The following is a 17,669-nucleotide window of genomic DNA, read 5'->3' on the forward strand; positions in this document are numbered from 1 at the left end:
TGCCCTCTTGATCAAAATCCGCGCCCATAGTTGAGGTTTCGCGTTCCTCTGGCAAGTGCGCGCGCGTGGCGCAGGGCGGCAAAATTGGTTGGTACGCTGTTTGCTTTAGGTGCTGTCAAACCACGTTCTGTGGCGATAAGGAGACAATCGACATGTTTGCAGCCTTCGCCCGGATGTCCCAATCCCCCGATTCGTTTGGCGCAGGGTCCTATGCCCTGATCGATCAAGTGCCGACCGCGATCATGCTGTGCGACATCAAGAGCTTCGACATCATCCACGCCAACCCAAAATCCATGGAGATGCTGCGCTCCATCGGTCATCTGTTGAAGCTGTCCGCCGATGATGTGATCGGGTCCAGCATCGACGTGTTTCATCGCAATCCAGAACATCAACGGCGTCTGCTGGCCGACCCGGCCAATCTGCCAATCAACACCCGCATCCATCTGGGCGACGAGGTTCTCGATCTGCACGTCACGGCGGTGTACGAGAAGGGACGCTACACGGCGGCGATGCTGATCTGGAACGTCGTCACCGACGCGGTGCAGGCCAACGAACGCAACGCCCGCCTGCTGCGCATGCTGGACGAGATGCCGACCGCCGTCATGGTCTGCGACCCGAACGATGATTTCCGCATCACCTACATCAACGAAACCAGTCGGAAGACGTTGAAACCGCTGGAACAGCATCTTCCGATCACGCTCGACAAAATGGTTGGGCAATCCATTGATATTTTTCACAAAAACCCACACCACCAACGGCGTGTGATCTCTGACCCCAGTCAGCTTCCCTGCAACGCCATCATCCGGTTGGGGCCGGAGGTTTTGAAGCTGCGGGTCTCGGCGATTCATGACGATCAAGGGCGGTATCAGGCCGCGATGCTGTCCTGGTCGGTGGTGACGGCGAGCCATCGCATGGCCGAGAATGTCACCGAAATCGTCGGCACCATGGCGGGCGCCGCCGAACGGATGACCGCCGCCGCCGAAGAGTTGGTGAGCGCCGGGGGCGTCGCCAGCGAGCAGGCCACCAGCGCGTCGTCCGCCATCGAGGAGATCAGAGCGTCGGTCAGCGAGATCACCCAGCAGATGGCCAACGTCTCCGCCATGGCGATCAACGCGGTGAAGGAGGCCGAGGAGTCCGATCAGTTGGTTTTAACTCTGTCACAAAGCGCACAGGCAATTGGTCAGATTGTCCAAATCATCGCGTCGATAGCGGGGCAAACCAATCTTTTGGCGCTGAACGCCACCATTGAAGCCGCCCGCGCGGGAGAAGCCGGAAAGGGATTCGCCGTGGTCGCCAGCGAGGTGAAGAGTTTGGCCAGCCAAACCGCGAAGGCGACCGACGACATCGCCACGCGGGTGAAGGAAATCCAACAGGCGGCAAACGGCACCATCACCGCCTTTGACCGCATCGGGGCGGCGATTCGCAACGTTCAGGACATTGCCCAAAGCGTCACCGCGTCGATGGAGTTCCAAGAGGCGGCGACGCAAGAGGTTTCGCGCAGCATAGTCGGCGTCAGCGACGCCACGCAGAACACCGACCGGGCGGCAAGGTCGGTGCATGACATCGCCAGCACCGTGTCCAACCTGTCGGACACCTTGAAGGCGGAGCTTCAGAACTTCATCAAATCGACCTGAAACATCCGCCGCCGCTGTTCACCGTCAATCGACGATGAACAGCGTCGCGCCCGTTTCGGTGGAGGAGCGGTGCGCGGCGTCGCCAAAATCCGACACCTGATAGCTCATCCCGGCTTTCAGGGTGAAGCGGCGGCCATCCTTCAATTCCGTCACCAGTTCGCCGCTCATCACGAACAGCACATGGCCCCGGTCGCACCAGTGATCGGCCAGATAGCCCGGCGTGTATTCGACCAGCCGCACCCGCAGGACGCCCGCGCTGAAGGTCCGCCACAGCGCCATTCCGGTTTCGCCGGGATGCTCGGTGACGGCGACGCGGCTCCAGTCGGTGACGGTGAAGGGCAGAGTCGGCAGCTTCATCGGTCGGCGTCCTTGAAAGGGGGATACAATCGGGCCGGGCAAGAAAAAGGCCCGCCGGTTGGGCGGGCCTTCTCAAAACAAGGTGAGGATCAGGACGCGCGCTTGGCCGTGATCGCCTGTTCAATCGCGGCGATGGCCGCCGGAGCGAGCGCCACGTCCGGGCCGCCAGCCTGCGCCATGTCCGGGCGACCGCCGCCGCCCTTGCCGCCCAGCGCTTCAGCGGCGACGCGGACCAGATCGACCGCGCTCAAACCGCTGGTCAGATCGTCGGTGACGCCGATGACGATGGAGGCCTTGCCCTCGTTCCCGGCGATCAGCACGACGACGCCGGAACCGATCTGCGCCTTCAGCGCGTCGGCCATTGGCTTCAGATCCTTGGCGGGCAGACCATCAAGGACGCGGGCGGCGAATTTCACCCCCGCCACGTCCTTGGCCTCGCCAGCCCCATCATTCTTCGCGCCGCCGCCCGCTGAACCGCTGAGCGCGACCTGACGGCGCAGGTCGGTCAATTCACGTTCCATCTTGCGGCGTTCATCGACCAGCACGGCGACGCGGGACGGGACCTCGTCGGGCTTCACCCTCAAGGTGGAGGCCGCTTCCGTCAGCCAATGGTCGCGTTCGGTCAGCCACGCCTTGGCCCCGGCCCCGGTCAGCGCCTCGATGCGGCGGACGCCAGCGGCGACCGCGCTCTCCGACACGATCTTGAAGACGCCGATGTCGCCGGTGCGCCGCACATGAGTGCCGCCGCACAGCTCAATGGAGTAAGCGCGGTCGGCGGAACCATGGGCGCCGCCCATCGACACCACGCGGACCTCGTCGCCGTATTTCTCGCCGAACAGCGCCATGGCGCCGTCCGCACGCGCCTCGTCCGGGGACATCAGACGGGTGATGACGTCGCTGTTGCCCAGAATGCGGCGGTTGACCTCATCCTCGACCGCCGCGATGTCCTCGGCGGTCAGGCCGACCGGCTGGCTGACGTCGAAGCGAAGACGCTCCGGCGCGACCAGCGAGCCTTTTTGCGTGACGTGGTCGCCCAAACGGTTGCGCAGCGCCTCGTGCAGCAGATGGGTGGCCGAATGGTTGGCGCGGATCGCCGACCGGCGGGCGCTGTCCACCCGCAACTCCACCACATCGCCGACCTTCAAGCTTCCCTTGGTCACGGCGCCGACATGCGCCCACACCGCGCCCAGCTTCTTCTGGGTGTCCGACACGGTGAATTCGGCGCCGTTGGCGCTGAAGATCACGCCGGTGTCGCCCGCCTGACCGCCCGATTCGCCGTAGAACGGCGTCTGGTTGACGACGACGAGGATCTCCTCGCCCGCCGCCGCGCTCTCGACGCGGGCGTCGCCCTTGATGAGCGCCGTCACCTTGCCTTCGGCGACTTCGGTGTCGTAGCCGAAGAATTCCGTCGCGCCGAGTTCGTCCTTGACCTCGTACCACAGCTTTTCGGTGCCGACCTCGCCCGACCCGGCCCAGGATTCGCGCGCCTTGCGGCGCTGCTCATCCATCGATGCCTTGAACCCGGCCTCGTCCACCGCGCGGCCCTGGCTGCGCAGAACGTCCTGCGTCAAATCCAGCGGGAAGCCGTAGGTGTCGTAGAGCTTGAAGGCGACCTCGCCCGCCAGCGGCTGGCTTTCGCCCAGACGGCCAACCTCGTCTTCCAACAGGCGCAGGCCACGGTCGAGAGTCTGCTTGAAGCGGGTTTCCTCCAGCTTCAGCGTTTCGACGATGAGCGCGCGGGCGCGGATCAATTCGGGGTAGGCGTCGCCCATCTGCTGGACCAGCGCCGAGACCAAACGGTGCATCAGCGGCTCGACCGCGCCGATCATGTGGGCGTGGCGCATGGCGCGGCGCATGATGCGGCGCAGCACATAGCCCCGGCCCTCGTTCGACGGCAACACGCCGTCGGCGATCAGGAAGGAGGAGGAGCGCAGATGGTCGGCGATGACCCGGTGCGACACGGCGTGCGCGCCGTCCGGCGAGGTCTTGGTCGCGTCGGCGGACGCGACGATCAACGCGCGCATCAGGTCGATGTCGTAATTGTCGTGCTGGCCTTGCAGCACGGCGGCCAGACGCTCCAGCCCCATGCCGGTGTCGATGGACGGCTTGGGCAGCGCCACCAGATTGTCAGGGCCAAGCTGTTCATACTGCATGAACACGAGATTCCAGATCTCGATGAAGCGGTCGCCGTCCTGTTCCGGGCTGCCCGGCGGGCCGCCAGCGATCGACGGGCCGTGATCGAAGAAGATTTCCGAACACGGGCCGCAGGGGCCGGTGTCGCCCATGCGCCAGAAATTGTCGTCGGTCGGAATGCGGATGATGCGGTCGTCCGACAGCCCGGCGACCTTGCGCCAGATCCCCGCCGCGTCCTCGTCGCTGCTGTGGACCGTCACCAGCAGCTTGTCGGCGGGCAGGCCATATTCCTTGGTGATGAGGTTCCAGGCGAACGCGATGGCGTCGTCCTTGAAATAATCGCCGAAGGAGAAGTTCCCCAACATCTCGAAGAAGGTGTGGTGGCGCGCCGTGTAGCCGACATTGTCCAGGTCGTTGTGCTTGCCGCCCGCGCGCACGCATTTCTGCGAGGTCGTCGCCCGCTTGTACGGCCGCTGCTCCGCCCCGGTGAAGACGTTCTTGAACTGGACCATGCCCGCGTTGGTGAACATCAGCGTCGGGTCGTTGCGCGGCACAAGCGGCGACGATTCAACGATCTGGTGGCCCTGTTTGGCGAAATAATCCAGGAACGTGCGGCGGATGTCGTTGGCGGTCTGCATAGGACGGTCGTGGCTCCGAATAGGCGAGGCGGCCAGTTTTCAGCCGGACCCTGCTTTTAGCGCGAGTTTGACCACCTGTCCACACAACGACCGATTCTTGTCCCTGAAACACCCGTGTAAAAACGACAAGGCACGGCGTTGCGCCGTGCCTTGTCGTTTTCGTGCGGGAATACGCCGCTAAACTCGGCGCTCGTTACGCGTCGTCGTCGTTTTCAGCGGCGGCGCGATTCTTTTCCATACGGCGCCCGATGAGAATCGAAATTTCATAGAGCGCCAGCAGGGGAATGGCCAAACTGACCTGGCTGATGATGTCCGGCGGCGTCAGAACGGCGGCGATGACGAAGGCGAAGACGATGGCGTAACGGCGCTTGGACGCCAGCATCTCCGTCGTCACCAACCCGGCGCGGATCAGCAGCGTCAGCAAAACCGGCAATTGGAAGGCGATGCCGAAGGCGAAAATCAGCGACATGACCAGATGCAGATACTCGCCGACGCGCGCCTCGAACTCAATGGGCAAAGCCGGAGCGTCTCCGCCTGGATGGAACTCAAACCCGAGGAAGAAGCGCCACGCCATCGGGAAGATAAGGTAATAGACCATCGACGCGCCCAGCAGGAACAGAACCGGCGTGGCGGCGAGGAAGGGTAGGAAGGCCCGACGCTCGTGCTTGTAGAGGCCCGGCGCGATGAACATCCAAATCTGGCTGGCGACGATGGGGAAGGAGATGAAGCAGCCGGCCCAAAAGGCCACCTTCACATAGGTGAAGAAGGCTTCGGTCAGGCCGGTGTAGATCATCCGGCGCCCCTGCCCGGCCAGGATGTCGGCCAAGGGCTGGACCAGGAAATTGTAAATCTTGTCCGACACCGCGTAGCACAGCAAAAACGCGATCAAAATCGCGGCAATCGCGTACATCAGCCGGTTGCGCAGCTCGATCAAATGATCGATCAGCGGCATCTTGCTTTCTTCAATCTCGTCCTGGGTGTCGCCGCTCATGGCTGTGTCACGCCTGCTTGTCCGTCGAGTGGGAGATGACCGGCGCGACCGCCGTGGCGACGACCGGGGCCGGTTGCGGTTGCTCGTCCGTCGTCGGCGAGGCCGCCACGACCGACGGGGCGGCGACCGCCGGTTCCGGTTCGCTCTCCACCGGGCTGCCGACATGGCCGGTCAAGCCGACGTCGAACGCCTTGGAAACCTCGCCTTGCGGGTCGATGGTGTCTTCCATCATCTTCTTGATGTTCATGTCGCGGGTTTTCAGGGCTTCGTTGCGAAGCTCGTCCAACTCGGTCTCACGCATCATGTCGTCGATGTGGGTCTGGAACTCGCGCGCCACAACGCGCGCCTTCCGCACCCATTTTCCAAGGGCGTAGATCGCCTTTGGCAGATCCTTCGGGCCGATGACCACCAGGGCCACGACCGCGATCAGCATCAGTTCCGACCAGGCAATATCAAACATGGCATTCCGGAAATTGCGAAACGGAAGGGTCGGGAGACGCCGAGGGCACCGCCCTTAGCCGCGCGCCGCTTCGTCCTTTTTGGCCGCGAGATCGGCGCTGTTGGCCGACTGGTTCGGAATGACCTTGGCGGTCGCCGCAGGATCGGCCTCATCCTCGTCCTTCAGACCGGCCTTGAAGGACTTCACGCCCTTGGCCAGATCGCCCATCACCTTGGGCAGTTTTCCCGCGCCAAACAGCAGCAGCACGATGAGAAGAACGATGACCCAATGCCAGATGCTGGAAAAGCCCATGACGCGTGCATCCCAAATGAAAGCCCCTGAGACGGGACGGCACTATGGCAGAAAGGGGGTGGGGTCGCAACGCCCGCCCCGCCCGGCTTAACCTTTGTTCACAAAGCGTTCATCGAACCGTTGAGCGCGCTCAATCCTCGTCCGAATCCGCCGGGGAAACCAGCGCGTCTTCGCCTGTTCCGCCCAATCCCAACAGCACAGGGCGGGAATCGAGCAGACCGGCGGCGCGCAGATCCTCGACGCTCGGCAGATCGCGCAGGCTTTCCAGGCCGAAATGATCGAGGAAATGGTCCGTGGTGATCCAGGTCAACGGACGGCCCGGCGTCTCCCGGCGGCGGCCCGGACGGATCCAGCCATGCTCCATCAGGATGTCCAGCGTCCCCTTGCTCGTCACCACGCCCCGGATCGCCTCGATCTCGGCGCGCGTCACCGGCTGGTGATAGGCGATGATCGCCAGCGTTTCGATGGCGGCGCGGGAGAGTTTTTTGGAAACCTCCTCCTCCTGCCGCAGGATCGGGGCCAGATCGGCGGCGGTGCGAAAGGCCCATCCGGCCCCGGTGCGCACCAAATTGATCCCGCGAGGCGCGTAATGCGCGCGCAGGGAGTCCAGCAGCGCGCCGACCTCCGGGCCGATCCGCGTCGCCAATGTTTCTTCATCCAGCGGATCGGCGGAGGCGAACAGCAGCGCTTCGAGCAGCCGCAGCTTGCCCATGCGGGCCTCTTCCGCGTTGGTGACTTCTTTAATCATCCCATGCCTGTGTCGTCAGTCGTCGCCATCGCGTGTGGCGCGGCGGAGGTAAAGAGGGGCGAAGGCGCCATCCTGGCGCAACTCAAGCTGTCCGGCTTTCGCCAATTCCAGCGTCGCCGCGAAATGCGCCGCCATTGAGGAGCGGGTCAGCAGCGGCCCCCCCGCCTCACCGGGAAGGAAGCTGGCCAACGTCGCCCAATCGGGCATGTGACCGAGAAGATCGGACAGGCGGCGGACGGCGTCCTCCAGCGAATAGAGACGAACCGGCGTGATGCGCAAAACCCCGCCATCCTGGCGCTTGCGGTGATCGCCATAGGCGCGCAGCAAATCGTAAAGCGTGACCTCGTAGACCGACTTGCGCCGGATGTCGATGTCCTCCGGCGCGCCACGGGAAAAGACGTCCTGGCCCAGACGCGGGCGGGCGAACAGGGCTTGCGCCGCGCCCTTCATCGCTTCCAACCGCTGGAGTTGGAAGGCGAGCGCGGCGGCCATGTCCTCGCCGGATGGTTCGTCATCCTCCTGTGCTGGAATCAGCAGGCGCGATTTCAGATAGGCCAGCCACGCCGCCATCACCAGATAGTCGGCGGCCAGTTCCAGCCGAACCTTGCGCGCCTCGGCGACGAAGGCGAGATACTGGTCGGCCAGTTGCAGGATGGAGATGCGGGTCAGATCGACTTTTTGCTCACGTCCCAGAATCAGCAGCAGGTCGAGCGGCCCCTCGAACCCGTTGAGCACCAACATCAATTGGTCGGGCGCCGCGACCGGCTCCGACCGGCTTCCGAACAAATCCTCCGTCATGGCCCTGCCCTAGCCGTTTCCGGTCAGGATCTGAATCAGGTCGATCACCGCGTCAACCGGCGGCCCCATCAGCCACGTCATGATGTTCAAATCGACGCCGATCTGCCGCCCCAGCATCGGCAGCAGGAAAAAGGCGGCCAGCAGGATCGGCATGCCGAATCGCTCCAGCCGCGCCAATGGAAAGGCCAGAACATCGGGCAGAATCCCGACGGCGACACGCCCGCCGTCCAGCGGCGGCAAAGGGATGAGATTGAAGACCATCAGGATCACGTTGACGAGGATCGACACCTCCGCCGCCGCCCGCAACCATTGCTCAACCATTCCATGCTGCGGGTTGACCAGCCCCCACAGGATGGCGGACAACAGCGCCAGCACGAAGTTGGTGCCCGGTCCGGCCAAGGCCACCCACACCATGTCACGGCGCGGATGGTTGAGCCGCCCGAAATTCACCGGCACCGGCTTGGCCCAACCAAAGACGAATCCTGTTGTGAAATACATCAACGCGGGCAGCAGCACCGTGCCGAACGGGTCGATGTGGCGCAGCGGGTTGAAGGTGACGCGCCCAAGCTGATAGGCGGTGTCGTCACCCAGCCGCCACGCGACAAAGCCATGCGCTGCCTCGTGCAGCGTGATCGCCAGGATGGCCGGAAGGGCCACCGCCGTCACGCGGAAGATCCACTCCTCCATCGCCCGCTCTCCTGTCTTTAAACGTGTTTCTAAGAAAAATTATGTTAGGCGTTGATTGGTTGGAGCAATTCGGCAAGGCGCTCTGTCAACGCCGTCACGTCGGCGGGTTTGGGCGCGCCGCGCATCGCTTGCGCCCGCGCCCAGCGTTGGGCCGCCGCGTAGCTCATCGGCGGAACCACCTCGGCGACCGCTTGCATCTCGTCCAGGACACCGTTGCAGTGAAGCACGATGTCGTTGCCCGCCGCCATCACGGCTTTGGCGCGCGTCCGCACGTCGCCCGCCAAGGCGTTCATGGACAGATCATCGGCGAACAGCAAACCGTCGAAGCCAATGGCCGGACCGCGCACCACATCGCGCATGACGATGGCCGAGGTGCTGGCCGGGGATGTCGGGTCGATGGCCTTCAACACGACGTGGGCCACCATCGCCAGCGGCAAATCGGCCAAAGCGCGGAACGGCGCGAAATCGGTGGCTTCCAACGCGGCGCGCGGCGCGTCCACCACCGGCAATTCGGCGTGGCTGTCGGCGAAGGCGCGGCCATGGCCGGGAATGTGCTTGATGACCGGCAGAACGCCGCCCGCCATCAGGCCGTCGGCGGTCGCCCGCGCCAGATCCGCCACCAGTTCGGGATCGCGGCCAAAGGCGCGGTCGCCGATGATGTCATGCGCGCCATCAACCGGCACGTCGCACACGGGCGCGCAATCCACCGTCACGCCGACCTCGGTCAGCATGTGGGCGAGCAGGCGTCCGTTGATCCAAGCCGCCTCGCGCCCGGCGGCGCGGTCGCGCAGAGCCAAGGCGCCAATCACCCCCATCGGCGGGTGAGCGGGCCAGTGCGGCGGGCGCATGCGCGCGACGCGGCCACCCTCTTGGTCGATCAACACCGGCGCGTCGGGGCGTCCGACGCTGGCGCGCAAGTCACGAACCAGGGCCGCCACCTGCGCGGGCGTGTCGCAATTCCGGCGGAACAGGATGAAGCCAAGCGGATCGGCGCTGGCGAAAAAGGCAGCCTCGGCGGGATCAAGGGCCGTGCCCGCGCAGCCGAACACGACGGCGCGCGGGCGGTTGGTCTTGACGGGAGACGTCGTCGCCGAGGAGGGCGTGACGGGCTTAAGGACGGACAACCACACACCCCACATTTTGGGCGCGCAACTGGGCGCAAATGGATTTGGCCCGCGTCTCGTCGGCGCCATTGCCTTGGACGCGGTAGAATATGCCCTTTCCCGCCAGATCAACCTTGGCGACCTGGAGGGACAGGCCGCCCAGCGCGTCCGGATGACGGCTGGCGATGCGTTTCCACTCCGCCGCCGCTTCGGTCTCGCTGCGCACGGAGGCGAGCTGGATTCGCCAGTTCCCCGAACCGCCGGTGATGGCGGGCGCGGGTTTGGCGGGTTGCGCGGGGGCGGAGCGGGAGCGGCGGAGACTTGCTGGGGCGCAGGGGGCGAGGCCGCCGGTTTGGCCGCGTTCTGCGCTGGAGTCTGGGTCGCAGCGCTCGGCGGCGGCGCGACCGGCGCGGCGGTGATCGACGCGCGCGGGGCGGCGACTGGCGGCGGCGGCGCAATCGGCGTAGGTGCGGGCTTGACCGTCACCGGCGCGGGCGTAGGAGCCGGAAGCGCCGCCGTTGCGGTCGGTTTGGCCAGTGGGGCGACGGTCACGGTCGCGGTCGGCGCGGGCTTGACCGCTGCGGTTTGCGACGCCGGAGCGGCGGGTGGTTTGGTCGGATTTTGCGGCGCGACCGTTGGCTTGGCCGTCGGCGGCGTCGCGCTTGGCTTCGTCGCCGACGTTGGCGCGGGCGCTTGCGGGACAGCGGCGACCGTCGGCTCCAGAGAATCCCGTGGCACCGTCGCGGTCGCTCCGGGTGGCGGGGGCGGCAACTGGCCGATCACCGGCGCGGCGAGCATCGGCGGCAGCGACGGCATTTGCGGCGTCACCACCGGACGGGGCAAGGCCACCTCGGGCGGCGGCAGCAGCCGTTCGACGTTCGGGTGGTTGCCGCCGCGCTCGTGCAACCGCTCATAGACCAGCTTGTCCTGGTGCGGCACGTCCATGCCGCCCGGCTGCTCGGGCCGCGACTTGGTGGGCGACGGATCGGCGGTCAGGAGCGGCGGACCATCCCCCGACATCCGATCGCCGCCACGATAGCTGACCAGAATGGTGCCGGCGAAAGCGACGATCCCGACCACGGCAAAGCCCAGCCCCAAAAGGCCGCGCTTGCCCTGCCCCGATCCGCCCCCGCCCCCCGATGATGGCGGCGGCGCGCCATAGGGGGACGAGGCGTAGGATCCGTCGCCCACTCCGTTACCCGTCTGATTCATGAACGCAGTTCCTCCGCCGGTTCCACGCCCATCACCTTCAGGCCCGAGGCGATCACGGTGGAGACCGCCGAGATGAGAGCCAGACGAGCGACCGTCACCTCCTCATCCCCCTCGATCAGGAAGCGCAACGACGTGTCGTCGCGGCCCCGGTTCCACAGGGCGTGGAAGTCGCTGGCCAGATCGTAAAGGTAGAAGGCGACGCGGTGCGGCTCATGCGCGTCCGCCGCCGATTCCACCAGACGCGGCCAGGTCGCCATCCGCTTGGCGAGCGCCATTTCCTCCTCGGCGTCGAGCCGGTTGAGGTTGGCGGCGGCGGCGAGCGCCGCCGGAGTTTGATCGACGTGCGGCAGCGCCGTCGCCGCGTGGCGCAGGACCGAGCGGCAGCGGGCGTGCGCGTACTGCACGTAAAACACCGGGTTGTCCTTCGACTGCTCCGTCACCTTGGCGAAGTCGAAATCCAGCGTCTGGTCGTTGCGGCGGGTCAGCATGATGAAGCGGACGACGTCCTTGCCGACCTGCTCGATCACGTCGCGCAGCGTCACGAAGGTGCCCGCCCGCTTGGACATCTTCACCGGCTGGCCGTTCTGCATCAGGTGGACCAACTGGCACAGCTTGACGTCCAGCGACGCCTTGCCCTCGGTCACGGCGGTGGTGGCCGACTGCATGCGCTTGACGTAACCGCCATGGTCGGCGCCCCAGACGTCGATCAGGTTGGCGAAGCCTCGGCGATATTTATCAAAGTGATAGGCGATGTCGTTCGAGAAGTAGGTGAAGGAGCCGTCCGACTTTTTCAGCGGGCGATCCACGTCGTCGCCAAAGTCAGTGGACTTGAACAGGGTCTGCGGGCGCGGCTCCCAATCATCGGGCTTCTTGCCCTTCGGCGGCTCCAGCACGCCGGTGTAGATCAGGCCGCGCTCTTCCAGCGTGGTTAACGCCGTGTCCACCGCCCCGGCGTTAACCAGCGCGCGTTCGCTGCTGTACACGTCCATGGTGACGCCGAGAACGCCCAGATCCTCCTTGATCCATTCCAGGATCATGGCGATGGCGAAATCGCGGCAGGCGGGGAGCCATTCGGACTCGTCCTTGCTCTTCCAGGCCGCGCCGTCGCGCTTGGCCAGAGCCTCGCCCACCTCTTTGAGATATTCGCCGGGGTAAAGACCGGCGGGAATCTCGCCAATGTCGTCGCCCAACGCCTCGCAATAGCGCAGATAGGTGGAGCGCCCCAGCACATCAACCTGAGCGCCCGCGTCGTTGATGTAATATTCGCGGCTGACCGCGTAACCGGCCTTTTCCAGCAACGCCGCCAGGGCGTCGCCGAACACCGCGCCGCGTCCATGCGCCGCGTGCAACGGGCCGGTGGGGTTCGCCGAAACATACTCGACGTTCACCGGCTCGCCCTTGCCCATCGCGCTGTCGCCATAGGCGACGCCAGCGGTCAGCACGTCGCGGACGCGGTCGCGCCAGACCTCCGCCGTCAGGCGCAGATTGACGAAGCCCGGCCCGGCGATTTCGACCGAGGCCACATCGGGCCGCGTCTTCAGCTTGGCCACCAGCAATTCGGCGAGCGCGCGCGGGGCCATCTTGGCGGGTTTCGCCAGGATCATCGCCGCGTTGGTCGACAGGTCGCCATGGGCCGCTTCGCGCGGCGGCTCGACCGTCAGACGGCTGCTGTCCAACCCCGCCGGGATCGAACCCTCGGCGGCCAGTTCTTCCAGCAGTTTGCGAATATCGGTCTCGAAAGCCTTGAAAATATTCATCGTCTTAGGTCTTGGCATCCATGTCGAAAAGACGGCCGTACTCGGCCAGCGCAAAGCGGTCGGTCATGCCCGCGATGTAATCGGCGACGTGGCGCGCCCGCACCACCGCGTCAGCGTCGCCGCCCTGCGTGGTGATGTCGCGCTGCCATTCGGTCGGCAAGGTGTTGGGTTCGGCCATGAACAGCTCGAACAGGGCGCGCACCACGCGCTTGCACTTGCTCATCTCCCGGTTCACCCGGAAATGGCGGTACATGCGCTGGCGCAGGAAGGCGCGGACGGGGCCGTGCGCCTCCCACATTGCCGGAGAAAAGCTGACCATCGGCAGGGGCAGCCCGCGCAACTCCACGGCGCTGCCCGGCTTGTGTTCGGCCAGACGGCGGCGGGTTTCCGCCAGCAGGTCGCTGACCATCACGTTTATCATCCGCCGCACCGTCTCGTGGATCAGACGCGAGCGTTCCAGATCGGGGTATTTTTCCAGAACCTGACGGATCACCGGCCCAACCAGCGGCAATTCCGCCACCTCCTCCACCATGAACAGACCGGCGCGCAGGCCGTCGTCGATGTCATGGTTGTTGTAAGCGATGTCGTCGGCCAGGGCGGCGACCTGCGCCTCCGCCCCCGGATTGGTGTGAAGCTCCAGATCCCAGACGTCGCGGAAGGCGGCGATGGTCGTCGGCAGGGCCGCGCCCGTTTTGGTCGGCAGCAGCGGCCCGTTGTGCTTGACCACCCCCTCCAGCGTTTCCCAGGTCAGATTCAGCCCGTCAAACTCGGCGTAGCGGCGCTCCAACCGGGTCAGGATGCGCAAGGTCTGATCGTTGTGGGCGAAGCCGCCATAGGGGGCCATGCAGGCGTTCAGCGCCTCCTCGCCCGCGTGGCCGAAGGGCGTGTGGCCAAGATCATGGGCCAGCGCCACCGCCTCGGCCAAATCCTCGTTCAGACCCAGCGTGCGGCTGATGGAGCGGGCGATTTGCGCGACCTCCAGGCTGTGGGTCAGCCGGGTGCGGTAATAATCGCCCTCGTGATAGACGAAGACCTGCGTCTTGTATTTCAGCTTGCGGAAGCCGCCGGAATGCACAATGCGGTCGCGGTCGCGCTGGAAGCACGAGCGCGTCGGGCTTTCCGGCTCCGCCACCAGACGCCCGCGCGTGTCCGCCGGGTCGCAAGCGTAGGGAGCCAGCCGTTCCTGGGTGAAATCCGCCTTCATGGGGCGGACACTACCCATGGGGAACCGCCCGCGCAACGGCGAAGGCGTGCTATGACATGGCGGAACTTTGACGCGGCGGCCTTTCCACCCTACATTCGTCTCAACAGCTTCCCGCACCGCACCAGAGGCGACCGCCATGCCCGACACCGCGATTCCCGCCGACCGCGCTTCGACCGAGGGAGCCACCGCCGCGACCGACCGCGTTCTGACCGTCAGCGAAAGCGCCGCCAAGCGCGTCGCCTTTCTGATCGCGCAGGAAGGCAACCCGGCGCTGATGCTGCGCCTGACCGTGTCGGGCGGCGGCTGCTCCGGCTTCCAATACGGCTTCGGATTTGACGATTCCGTCAACGAGGATGATTTCGTGTTCGAGCGGGACGGAACCAAGGTCGTCACCGACGATTCCTCGCTCGACCTGCTGGCCGGGGCGACGTTGGATTACGTCGAGGATCTGATGGGCGCCGCCTTCCAGATCAAGAACCCGAACGCCACCGCCTCTTGCGGCTGCGGCAATTCCTTCGCCGCCTGAAAACGGATCCGTTTCGTGAAAATCGCCACCTGGAACGTCAATTCCGCCAAGGCCCGCCTGCCGCTCATCACCGATTGGCTGCGTCTGACGTCGCCCGACGTCGTTCTCTTCCAGGAAATCAAATGCGAGACCGCCGTCTTTCCCGGCGCGGCCTTTGAGGAGCTTGGCTATCACGTCGCCGTGGTCGGCCAGAAGGCCTACAACGGCGTCGCCCTGCTGTCCAAGACGCCCGCCGAGGACATCCTGACCCGCCTGCCCGGCGAACCGGAGGATGAGCAAGCCCGCTACATCGAGGCGACGGTGGCGGGCATCCGCATCGCCTCGCTTTACCTGCCCAACGGCAACCCGATTCCGGGCGAAAAATTCGCCTACAAGCTGCGTTGGATGGATCGGCTTTACGCCCACGCCCGCGATCTGCTGGCCCGTGAGATTCCCTTTGTGTTGGGCGGCGACTACAACGTCATCCCGCAGGACCGCGACGTCTATTCCCCCGCTGATTTCGCGGGCGACGCCCTGGCCCAGCCGGAGACGCGGGCGAAGTTCCGCGCCTTGCTCAATCTGGGTTTGACCGAAGCTTACCGGGCGCTGCACGACGACGACCGCGCCTACAGCTTTTGGGATTATCAGGCGGGCTGTTGGCCGCGCGACAAGGGCTTGCGCATCGACCATTTCCTGCTGTCGCCGCAGGCCGCCGACCGGCTGGCCGAATGCGTCATTGATCGAGGACCGCGCGGCGGCGAGAAGGCGTCCGACCACACCCCGGTCATTCTGGAGCTGCGGGACGTCTGATCGTGTTTTGCCTGACAGTTGAGAAGTATTTTGTTAAAAGTTTCACGGTTAGTGTAGCCAATTCGGGATAGGCCATCCGCCGCCCGACAGACCCACGGAGGATCAGGGCGGGATGGTGTGGGGGCGCAGCTACAGCCGCGAAGAGGTTCGTGAACTTCTGTCGGCCATCGAACGCCAAGCCATCGACGCCGCGCGTCTGGCCGAAAAGGCGCAGCGCGACATCGGCGACGACCGTTTCGCCTCCTTCCTCGACTTCCGCAAGAAGGTGGAGGAGATCCGCGCGCTGTTCGCCCTGACTGAGGATCGTTTGCAGGGCGTGGACGACGGCAAACTGTCCGACCTGCGCAACGAGTTCGAGCGCATGGATCTGCTGCTGATGGGCATGTTGGCGAAAGCGACGCGCAGCTATTTCGCCACCATGCGCGACGATCAGGTTCTCCCCATCGGCGCCCGCGAATTGTTCGAGCCGGAATTGAAGGCCATCGACCAGACCCGGCAACGCCTGTCCCATCCCCGTTACGAAGGCCGCGTGTCCCCTGACGTTCTGGAGGATCTGGAGGCGACCGCCGTGATGATCCGCAAAACCATCACCCGCGCGCCCAGCCTGCCCGACTTCTCCGACAGCCCTTCGGCGCCGCGCGCGGTCAAACGGTTGCGCACTTTGGGCCGCCCAATCCGCAACTGAGAATGCCGAAACGCGACGACGACGCGCGCAACGCTTGACCGCCGTCGTCACTTTCGTTAATCCGGTCTTCCACGCAGTTCAACGCGCGCTGGATGGGTGGCCGAGTGGTTTAAGGCAGCGGTCTTGAAAACCGCCGTAGGTGTGAGCCTACCGTGGGTTCGAATCCCACCCCATCCGCCAAATCAAAGTATCAAATTGTTAAAAATACAAATTAATCAGCCGGATGCTGATTTTTACTCACAATTCAGCCCACAAACAGGCGTTGAACTGTGAGGGATCAGGGGAATCGCTTCAGGTTAACGGTCCGGCTAGTCGGATTAGTGTTTCGAGATAATCCGGGTCGAGGTTTGCGCGTTTTCGTCGGACCTTGAGGCTGTGCTTGTAGGTCGTCTTTCGGATGAGGTTGATGGCCATATGCCGAACGATGGCCATGTTTTGGGGACCGTTTCCTGATCTGAGGCGAGCGAGATCGTCGTGAAAGACGACATCGAGCACCCAATGGAGACCGTTTTCGATGCCCCAATGGGCGCGGACGGCGCGGGCGAAGGTCTGGGCATCCAAGGTGGTGGAGCACAGGTAGTAGCGGCGGTCTCGCTGGGTCCGACCGTCGCGTTCCACGATGGTTTCGATCATGCCGATCATGGCGAGACCGGGAAATCGGGGTTCGTCGGGGTAGCGCCGGTCGGAGAAGAGCCAGCCGACGTCATGGCAGACGGTGTGGCGGCGGAGTTCCAGGCGGCCATGGTCGTTGTCGATGGTCTCCAGCGTATCCGCGATCATCTCGGCTGGCGGATCGGCGAAGAAACGCTCGACATCGGCGTGAGTGGTCGGCCGATTGCCCTTGAGCGCCAAAAGATAGTCCGCACCCTTGGCGCGGATGGTTTCGGCGATGGCGGTTTGGGCGCCCATGGCGTCGATGGTAACCAAGGCGCCCGCGAGTTCCAGGCGTTCCAGCAAGAGCGGGATGGCGGTGATCTCGTTGGACTTGGCTTCGGTCGCCTCCTGGCCCAGGACCAAGCGCTGGCGCGCGGCCCAGGCCGAAACCAGATGCAACGGCGCCCGCCCTTTGGCCCGGTCATGACTGCGCCGCGAGGTCTTGCCATCGATGGCGATGACGTCGGGCGCCTCCTCGCACAGCTGCGCCACCCAGTTGGTGAAGCAGTCCTTGAACAGATCGGGAGACAAGGCGTTGATCACATCGTTCAACGTGTCGTGGGCGGGAAGACCGCGTTCGTAGGGCAGAAACCGCCGCAGAAACTCAAGCCGCAGGTCGCCCCACAGCCGGATCTCCACAAAATCTTCCATGCCGCTCAAGGTCGCGCACAAAACCAGCAGCAGGATTTCCGGCAGGGGATACACCACCCGCCACGACTGGCGGGGATCCTTCAACGCCGAAAAGTGATCCAACATCGAACGCGACGCCATGGTCGGCTCCCAAAGCCAAGGAGCCTTTCAGGAATCACAGAACCACACCTCTTGGAAAGGAGGACCGCCGTTAACCTGAAGCGATTGCCCTGTGTGAGGGATGAAGGGCGATTTCCAGCGCCCCTCGCCTTCCGTATGTTCCCGTAGACTCACGAACGATGCGGACCGTGTCAACCAGCACCTGAACGCTCGTGTCGTGCCAATTGACCAGCGTGCTTATGATTTTATTGA

General features: G+C 64.7%; 18 protein-coding genes and 1 tRNA gene. 6 read left to right on the forward strand and 13 right to left on the reverse strand.

What is annotated here, in order from left to right; translation table 11 throughout:
- The first annotated feature begins 152 nt into the window (after window positions 1–152).
- Window positions 153–1,634, forward strand: coding sequence for a methyl-accepting chemotaxis protein (locus D3877_RS04190; RefSeq protein ID WP_119829475.1), 1,482 nt, complete (start codon window positions 153–155; stop codon window positions 1,632–1,634).
- Window positions 1,635–1,658: 24 nt separating this feature from the next.
- Here D3877_RS04190 and D3877_RS04195 read toward each other — a convergent pair whose 3' ends face one another.
- The 10 genes from D3877_RS04195 to D3877_RS30440 all read right to left on the reverse strand — a co-directional run bounded on the left by D3877_RS04195 (window position 1,659) and on the right by D3877_RS30440 (window position 10,066).
- Window positions 1,659–1,991, reverse strand: coding sequence for a DHCW motif cupin fold protein (locus tag D3877_RS04195; protein WP_119829476.1), 333 nt, complete (start codon window positions 1,989–1,991; stop codon window positions 1,659–1,661).
- A gap of 89 nt (window positions 1,992–2,080) precedes the next feature.
- Entirely contained in the window at window positions 2,081–4,762 is a 2,682-nt protein-coding gene (gene alaS, locus D3877_RS04200) for an alanine--tRNA ligase (RefSeq protein WP_119829477.1), read from the reverse strand.
- A gap of 193 nt (window positions 4,763–4,955) precedes the next feature.
- Window positions 4,956–5,753 (reverse strand): twin-arginine translocase subunit TatC, encoded by a 798-nt coding sequence (gene tatC / locus D3877_RS04205; RefSeq protein ID WP_119829478.1) that lies wholly within the window; start codon window positions 5,751–5,753, stop codon window positions 4,956–4,958.
- A 7-nt stretch (window positions 5,754–5,760) separates the two neighbouring features.
- A complete protein-coding gene (gene tatB, locus D3877_RS04210; RefSeq protein ID WP_119829479.1) occupies window positions 5,761–6,213 on the reverse strand; it encodes a Sec-independent protein translocase protein TatB in 453 nt (150 codons plus the stop codon).
- Window positions 6,214–6,267: 54 nt separating this feature from the next.
- Window positions 6,268–6,504, reverse strand: a complete 237-nt coding sequence (locus D3877_RS04215; RefSeq protein WP_119829480.1) for a twin-arginine translocase TatA/TatE family subunit — start codon at window positions 6,502–6,504, stop codon at window positions 6,268–6,270.
- 130 nt (window positions 6,505–6,634) lie between these two features.
- Window positions 6,635–7,252 (reverse strand): SMC-Scp complex subunit ScpB, encoded by a 618-nt coding sequence (scpB, locus tag D3877_RS04220; protein WP_119829481.1) that lies wholly within the window; start codon window positions 7,250–7,252, stop codon window positions 6,635–6,637.
- Between the two features lie 15 nt (window positions 7,253–7,267).
- Window positions 7,268–8,050 (reverse strand): segregation and condensation protein A, encoded by a 783-nt coding sequence (locus tag D3877_RS04225; protein ID WP_119829482.1) that lies wholly within the window; start codon window positions 8,048–8,050, stop codon window positions 7,268–7,270.
- A gap of 9 nt (window positions 8,051–8,059) precedes the next feature.
- On the reverse strand, window positions 8,060–8,737 hold the full coding sequence (locus D3877_RS04230) for a site-2 protease family protein (RefSeq protein WP_119829483.1): 678 nt from the start codon (window positions 8,735–8,737) through the stop codon (window positions 8,060–8,062).
- 44 nt (window positions 8,738–8,781) lie between these two features.
- Window positions 8,782–9,876 carry a beta-N-acetylhexosaminidase gene (gene nagZ / locus D3877_RS04235; protein WP_119829484.1) on the reverse strand — a complete coding sequence of 365 codons (1,095 nt, stop codon included), beginning with the start codon at window positions 9,874–9,876 and terminating at the stop codon, window positions 8,782–8,784.
- Window positions 9,848–10,066: an SPOR domain-containing protein gene (locus tag D3877_RS30440; protein ID WP_238474727.1), complete on the reverse strand. Its 219-nt coding sequence runs from the start codon at window positions 10,064–10,066 to the stop codon at window positions 9,848–9,850. Before D3877_RS30440 ends, nagZ begins: the two co-directional genes overlap by 29 nt.
- Window positions 10,067–10,192: 126 nt before the next feature.
- Between D3877_RS30440 and D3877_RS30445 the strand changes: the two genes are divergently transcribed.
- Entirely contained in the window at window positions 10,193–10,756 is a 564-nt protein-coding gene (locus D3877_RS30445; RefSeq protein WP_238474728.1) for a hypothetical protein, read from the forward strand.
- A gap of 292 nt (window positions 10,757–11,048) precedes the next feature.
- Here D3877_RS30445 and argS read toward each other — a convergent pair whose 3' ends face one another.
- Together argS and D3877_RS04250 are read right to left on the reverse strand one after the other, a co-directional pair.
- Window positions 11,049–12,809 (reverse strand): arginine--tRNA ligase, encoded by a 1,761-nt coding sequence (argS, locus tag D3877_RS04245; protein ID WP_119829485.1) that lies wholly within the window; start codon window positions 12,807–12,809, stop codon window positions 11,049–11,051.
- Between the two features lie 4 nt (window positions 12,810–12,813).
- Entirely contained in the window at window positions 12,814–14,013 is a 1,200-nt protein-coding gene (locus tag D3877_RS04250; protein ID WP_119829486.1) for a deoxyguanosinetriphosphate triphosphohydrolase, read from the reverse strand.
- A 136-nt stretch (window positions 14,014–14,149) separates the two neighbouring features.
- Here D3877_RS04250 and erpA point away from each other — a divergent pair, with 136 nt between their 5' ends.
- The 4 genes from erpA (at window position 14,150) to D3877_RS04270 (ending at window position 16,193) form a co-directional block, all read left to right on the forward strand.
- Window positions 14,150–14,539 (forward strand): iron-sulfur cluster insertion protein ErpA, encoded by a 390-nt coding sequence (gene erpA, locus D3877_RS04255; RefSeq protein WP_119829487.1) that lies wholly within the window; start codon window positions 14,150–14,152, stop codon window positions 14,537–14,539.
- A 15-nt stretch (window positions 14,540–14,554) separates the two neighbouring features.
- Window positions 14,555–15,328, forward strand: a complete 774-nt coding sequence (locus D3877_RS04260) for an exodeoxyribonuclease III (protein WP_119829488.1) — start codon at window positions 14,555–14,557, stop codon at window positions 15,326–15,328.
- A 112-nt stretch (window positions 15,329–15,440) separates the two neighbouring features.
- Window positions 15,441–16,013 carry a hypothetical protein gene (locus D3877_RS04265; protein ID WP_119829489.1) on the forward strand — a complete coding sequence of 191 codons (573 nt, stop codon included), beginning with the start codon at window positions 15,441–15,443 and terminating at the stop codon, window positions 16,011–16,013.
- 90 nt (window positions 16,014–16,103) lie between these two features.
- A tRNA-Ser gene (locus D3877_RS04270) sits at window positions 16,104–16,193 on the forward strand.
- Window positions 16,194–16,304: 111 nt separating this feature from the next.
- Here the strand turns inward: D3877_RS04270 and D3877_RS04275 are convergent.
- Window positions 16,305–17,438, reverse strand: a complete 1,134-nt coding sequence (locus tag D3877_RS04275; RefSeq protein WP_119829490.1) for an ISAs1 family transposase — start codon at window positions 17,436–17,438, stop codon at window positions 16,305–16,307.
- Window positions 17,439–17,669: the final 231 nt, after the last annotated feature.

Origin of the sequence: Azospirillum cavernae, assembly GCF_003590795.1 — a bacterium.
GTDB lineage: Bacteria > Pseudomonadota > Alphaproteobacteria > Azospirillales > Azospirillaceae > Azospirillum > Azospirillum cavernae.

What these genes read in the sequence shown, in the direction of transcription:
- D3877_RS04190 (WP_119829475.1), top strand. Translation starts at nt 153, where the DNA reads ATGTTTGCAGCCTTCGCCCGGATGTCCCAATCCCCCGATTCGTTTGGC.
- D3877_RS04195 (WP_119829476.1), bottom strand. Translation starts at nt 1,991, where the DNA reads ATGAAGCTGCCGACTCTGCCCTTCACCGTCACCGACTGGAGCCGCGTC.
- alaS (WP_119829477.1), bottom strand. Translation starts at nt 4,762, where the DNA reads ATGCAGACCGCCAACGACATCCGCCGCACGTTCCTGGATTATTTCGCC.
- tatC (WP_119829478.1), bottom strand. Translation starts at nt 5,753, where the DNA reads ATGAGCGGCGACACCCAGGACGAGATTGAAGAAAGCAAGATGCCGCTG.
- tatB (WP_119829479.1), bottom strand. Translation starts at nt 6,213, where the DNA reads ATGTTTGATATTGCCTGGTCGGAACTGATGCTGATCGCGGTCGTGGCC.
- D3877_RS04215 (WP_119829480.1), bottom strand. Translation starts at nt 6,504, where the DNA reads ATGGGCTTTTCCAGCATCTGGCATTGGGTCATCGTTCTTCTCATCGTG.
- scpB (WP_119829481.1), bottom strand. Translation starts at nt 7,252, where the DNA reads ATGATTAAAGAAGTCACCAACGCGGAAGAGGCCCGCATGGGCAAGCTG.
- D3877_RS04225 (WP_119829482.1), bottom strand. Translation starts at nt 8,050, where the DNA reads ATGACGGAGGATTTGTTCGGAAGCCGGTCGGAGCCGGTCGCGGCGCCC.
- D3877_RS04230 (WP_119829483.1), bottom strand. Translation starts at nt 8,737, where the DNA reads ATGGAGGAGTGGATCTTCCGCGTGACGGCGGTGGCCCTTCCGGCCATC.
- nagZ (WP_119829484.1), bottom strand. Translation starts at nt 9,876, where the DNA reads ATGTGGGGTGTGTGGTTGTCCGTCCTTAAGCCCGTCACGCCCTCCTCG.
- argS (WP_119829485.1), bottom strand. Translation starts at nt 12,809, where the DNA reads ATGAATATTTTCAAGGCTTTCGAGACCGATATTCGCAAACTGCTGGAA.
- D3877_RS04250 (WP_119829486.1), bottom strand. Translation starts at nt 14,013, where the DNA reads ATGAAGGCGGATTTCACCCAGGAACGGCTGGCTCCCTACGCTTGCGAC.
- erpA (WP_119829487.1), top strand. Translation starts at nt 14,150, where the DNA reads ATGCCCGACACCGCGATTCCCGCCGACCGCGCTTCGACCGAGGGAGCC.
- D3877_RS04265 (WP_119829489.1), top strand. Translation starts at nt 15,441, where the DNA reads ATGGTGTGGGGGCGCAGCTACAGCCGCGAAGAGGTTCGTGAACTTCTG.
- D3877_RS04275 (WP_119829490.1), bottom strand. Translation starts at nt 17,438, where the DNA reads ATGGCGTCGCGTTCGATGTTGGATCACTTTTCGGCGTTGAAGGATCCC.